The sequence below is a fragment of the Arcicella sp. GW458-12-2-14-TSB2 genome (assembly GCF_059423785.1).
This window is the reverse complement of record NZ_JBWKYN010000266.1, coordinates 1-5402: the sequence shown is the minus strand read 5'-3', so window position 1 is coordinate 5402 and position 5402 is coordinate 1. Positions and strand designations below refer to the sequence as shown.

The window sequence follows — 5402 nt, the reverse complement described above, 5'->3', positions numbered from 1 at the left end:
ATATAACAAGAAAGGGATGGCAATTGCCATCCCTTTCTTGTTTAAGCTACATTATCAAGATTAATATCCAGGATTTTGTTTTAGGATATCAGCTCCTTGTAAGTCAATTTGTCCTTGTGGAATAGGCAAATATTCATTTTTATTGGCTGTAAATTTAGCACTACCTAATGCTGTAACAAGTTTCTTACCTTCGTAAGTTAAATAAGCATTAATTGTAGGTTCAGCTATACCCCAACGTACAAGATCAAAGAAACGATGCCCTTCACCTGAAAGTTCTAATTTACGTTCAAAGCGAACTGCAGTACGAGCAAGAGCTTTATCAGACCAAACAGCATCATAAGTACCAATTACATAATTTGCTGCTGGTGCTCCATTTTTAGTTACCCATGAAGCCTTGTTGGCAGCTCTAGTCCTAACCATATTTACATATTTACGTGCAGTCTCAAGGCTACCTACTTCAATTTCACACTCTGCTGCCATTAATAAAACATCAGCATATCTAATTACAGTGTGGTTCATTGCTGCATAACCACGCGTCCATGAACTACCGTCAGTTAAAGTTCCTTCTTGAGTTTTGTAATAAATAAACTTCTTAGGAGAATACGGTCCAGCATAAGCTTGGTCACGAATCCAGTCGTATCCTGGATGGTCTTGCCAATCTAAATATGGAATACCACGACGGCCAATTGAGTGATCTAAACGAGGGTCAACATTTCCTGCATCTATTGTAAATGGTTGAGCAGATTGTAAACCAAAATCTGTTTTCAAAGCGTTAGCATCTGAATTATAAGAACCATCTAACAAAGGTAAACCGTTAGCATCTGTTCTAAATGAGTTTCCAAGCTCAAAAGAAGGTTGGAAAAATCCACAACAGTTACCTGGGCCACTTGAACCTGTATTATAAGGATAGTTTAAGTCATCATCAGAATTTGCATTGTTTACGCTACCTGTATTAGCAGCAGACTGAATAGCAAAAACAGACTCTTCATGATTATCATTTTCAGCATTGAAAATTTGAGCATATTTAGCTACTAAACCGTATTTCTTACCATTAGCCGTTTTACCGTTAGCAATTACTTGGTCAAATAGCGTTTTAGCTTCTGCATATTTTTTCTGATATAAATATGCTTTAGCCAAATAAGATACTGCAGCCCATTTATTTGCTCTACCTGCTGCTGATTGTGTTTCTGGTAAGTTATCTGCTGCATATTTCAAGTCAGCTTCAATTTTAGGCCACAAATCAGCAGTATTAGTTACTTTCTCAACACCTGTACCATAATCTACAGACTCATCAACATACGGAGTGTTGTTGTACAAACGCTTTAATTCAAAATAGTAATGACCTCTTAAAAAACGCGCTTCACCAGCAATACGCTTTTTGTCAGCATCAGTCACGTCAGGTGTTGCTGTAGTTAATGAACGTAAAACGGTATTACATCTTTGAATTCCTTCATATTTTACACCCCATGTTCCACCAACTTCACCGTTTGTAGGTGTTGTATCAAAACGTTGTAATGGGTTAATCGTAGTAAAGTCACCAGAGTTAGTACCTTTATTAGCTTCTCCTCCTAGTACACTTCCCCACACCCAGTTAGAGCTACTTGCTACACGGTTACCTCTACCGTTAAGCATACTATAAGCACCTATCAAAGAGCCTTCTAAACCAGCTTTGGTTGAAAGCTGTGCACCTGCAAGTTGTCCTGTTGGTGGTACCTCTAGGAAACTATCTTTACAGGCAAATACTAATAGCGTCATTAATACTACAGACGTTATCGTTGCTTGATGTTTTATATATTTTCTCATTTTAAAGACATGTTTTATTTTACTAAATACTTTTTTACCAGTTGTTAAAAAGAACAATTAGAATGAAAGATTTAACGCTATATTATAACTTCTAGTGATAGGTACGTTACCAATATCAATACCAAAGTTAGTATCTGCAGCACCACCAATACTTGGGTCAAGACCTTTGTAACCAGTGATTGTAAAAATGTTACTTGCAGAACCACTAATTCTTGCATTTTTCAAACCTATTTTAGACAATGCATTTTTTGGAATATTATATCCAATAGAGATATTTTGCATTCTCATATATGATCCATTTTCTACATAGAATGAGTTAAATTCAGAGTTTGTACTGAAGTTAGAAGCTCCTTCAAAAATAGGTTGATCAGTATTTGTATTGGTTGGAGTCCAAGAATTTTTAACTCTAGCACTAACAGCAGCACCAGTAAATGAAGGATAAAAATCTGTAAACCATTTACTAACGTTAGCAATTTTATTTCCTAAAGAAACAGCTAAGAATGTAGAGAAATCAAACGCTTTGTAAGTAACTCTGAAAGTCATACCTCCAGTAAATGTTGGCACTGGGCTTCCTAAGTAAGTTCTATCGTTAGCATCAATAACGCCATCTGGTACACCTTTTGGTCCACTTACATCAGCATAACGGAAACGACCTGGAGCAGCACCTAATTGAGTTGGAGATTTTGACACTTCCTCTTTAGAATTGAACAACCCTAAAACTTGATAACCATAGAATGAAGACATTGGCTTATCTAATTGGTTACGTACTGGCGTCAAACCGCGGTAAGTACCTCCAGTTAAATAAGAAATATTAGGAGCAAAGCTTGTAATTTTATTATCAAGGAATGAACCTGTTGCAGTTACTTCATAATTCCAATCTTTGGCTATAGCACCACGGTTGATAATTTGAATATCAATACCACGGTTACTTAGCGTACCAACGTTTACAGCTGGTGCTGCTGCATAAGTACCCAATACACCTGGAAGAGGAACACTAAACAAAGCATCTGTAGTTTTTCTTTGCCAGAAGTCTACTGCTAAATCCCATTTACCTTTTAACAATGAGCTTTCAAAACCAACGTTGATTGTTGTATTTGTTTCCCATTTTGCATTAGGGTTACCAATACGACTTTTGTAAAATCCTGATACAGCACTTGTATTACTACCATTAATGTCATAGAATGAGTTACCAACATTAGAAGCAAAAAGACTATATTGGTTATTTGGATCTACTGGATTTGAGTTACCCATTTGTCCCCAACCACCTTTGATTTTTAAATCACTAATCCAAGGAAGGTCTCTCATGAAATCTTCTTTAGAAATACGCCAAGCACCAGAGAACGCAGGGAAAACACCGTATCTACTGTTGATACCAAAACGAGAAGAACCATCACGACGAACAACCCCAGTAAAATAGTATTTATCATTAAATGAATAATCTAATTGACCAAACATTGATGAAAATGTAACCCCTGAGTTGATATAACTATTAACAATCTTACCTGTTGCAGATACTGTTGTCATAGTGATGTAATCTAAATCAGTAGAGAATGGGTTAATACCAGATGCTGAAATACCTCTACCAAAGCCTGTGTTTAAAGCTTCATAACCTCCCAATAATTTGATTTTGTGGTCTCCAAGCTGTTTGAAATAATTGATAGTATTGGTAAATGTCCAGCCAAATTGGTAACCAGAAAATTCATTGTAACCAAAGCTTGCATTATTTTCAGAGTTTTCATATTGCAAACGTGAATACGAATATGAGTATGCATTTGTATATTGACCACCAATACTTGTTTTCAAAAGTAAGTTTGGAATTGGCTCAATTTCTAAGTAGATATTACCGAATCCATTAGCAGTATAACTTTTATCATTCTTAGAACCATCACGTGAAGCAACTGGGTTTCTAGGATTGTTAAAACCTTTAGCGGCAGTACCAGCGTAACCTCCAAATTCATCATAAACAGGAATAATTGGTGGCATTCTAAATGCTGAAAGCACATCACCCTCACCAGCTACAGTGTTTACACCACTTCTATTAGGGTTCAACAAATCGTTATTATCCTGAGCTAATACAGACTTATAGGTAAACTGTAAATTTTCACCAATTCTAACATGTTTAGACAAATCAAATTCTGAGTTAGCTCTGAATGTATAACGTTTGAATTGGTTATAAATCAATATACCTGCTTGCTCTTGAGCAGATAAACCAAAATAATATCTACCATGTTCTGTTCCACCAGAAAAGCCCAAGTTGTGTCTTGATATAGGAGCCATTCTAGTAATAGCACCATACCAATCAGTACCAGCTTTATTGGCTTTAACTACTTGATAAATAGCACCTGCATTAGGGTCAACATTGTATTTAGCTTTTTCTGCCGCTAAATCAACCGTACCTATAACACCTGATCTTCCCCCTACGTTAATATAATCAGGTAAAACTGCTGTTGTTCCTGTTCCATACTGAGGGTGACCATAATTTGGTGTTGTACCATCAGCAATCGCTGTGTTACGGATTGCATTCCAAGTCCAATCTGCTTGTTCTTGAGGATTAAGCATTGCTTGTCCTTTACCTGGGTCGGTAACACCATACAATCCATCATAGGTCACTTCCAATGCTCTTGCTTTTTTTGCACCCTTTTTGGTTGTGTAAACAATCACACCATTGGCAGCACGAGCTCCATAGATTGAAGCTGCTGCAGCATCCTTCAAAATAGTTGTGGTTTCAATATCTCCTGGTGCTAAAAAATCTGTTGATTGAACAGGTACACCATCAACAATGTATAGAGGGTTATTATCTCCAAATGAACCAAAACCGTGAATACGTACTAAACTTGCCGCCCCTGGTTGACCACTTGAAATAACTGTAACCCCAGATGCACGTCCTTGCAACTGTTGCTCAACGTTACCAGAAGGAACAGCTACTAAGTCTTTAGCTTTGATAGTTGATACAGAACCTGTACTTTCTCTTTTTGATGAGCTAGAATAACCCGTTACGATAACCTCGTCAAGTGCAGAAACGTCTTCAGCTAACTTAACGTCTACGTTACTCTGTGTACCCACTTTAACTTCAGTGCTTTTATAGCCAATAGCTGAAATTAACAAAACATCTTTACCTGATTTGAGATTGATTGCAAAACTACCATTTGCATCGGTGGAAACCCCAGTTTGGGTGCCTTTTAGAAGAACCGATACTCCAGGGATTCCCTGGCCATCCGCACCAGTAACTTTTCCTGTTACTCGTCTGTCCTGTGCCATTGTCAAGAACGTACTTAATAAAAAGACGCACGACAAAAGCATACTCTTCCATGTAGAGTAAAATTTTGTGTTCATAATAAAATTGGGTTTTTGATTGAAAAAATTAGATTTTTGGTTGAAAATCCTTGTAAATATATGCTTATTTTAATTCCATAACAAAATGATTATATATATTCTAATAATTTATTTCATTTTAATTTGATGAGGCTATATTCTTAATGTATCATTTTGATAAAATTTATTGTATCATTTTGATACTTTTTATAATTAAAAAAATATTAACCAATATTATTTTAACATTTTACAACTAATTGATTTTCAACATATTAAGATTGTATGTG

At 36.2% G+C, this 5402-nt stretch carries 2 protein-coding genes; both read right to left on the bottom strand.

The annotated features are described in order from the left end of the window. Positions 1–60: 60 nt before the first annotated feature. A complete protein-coding gene (locus tag AC07XN_RS23225) occupies positions 61–1803 on the bottom strand; it encodes a RagB/SusD family nutrient uptake outer membrane protein (protein ID WP_494744785.1) in 1743 nt (580 codons plus the stop codon). Between the two features lie 57 nt (positions 1804–1860). Next, entirely contained in the window at positions 1861–5136 is a 3276-nt protein-coding gene (locus AC07XN_RS23220) for a SusC/RagA family TonB-linked outer membrane protein (RefSeq protein ID WP_309922489.1), read from the bottom strand. Between the last annotated feature and the right edge of the window lie 266 nt (positions 5137–5402).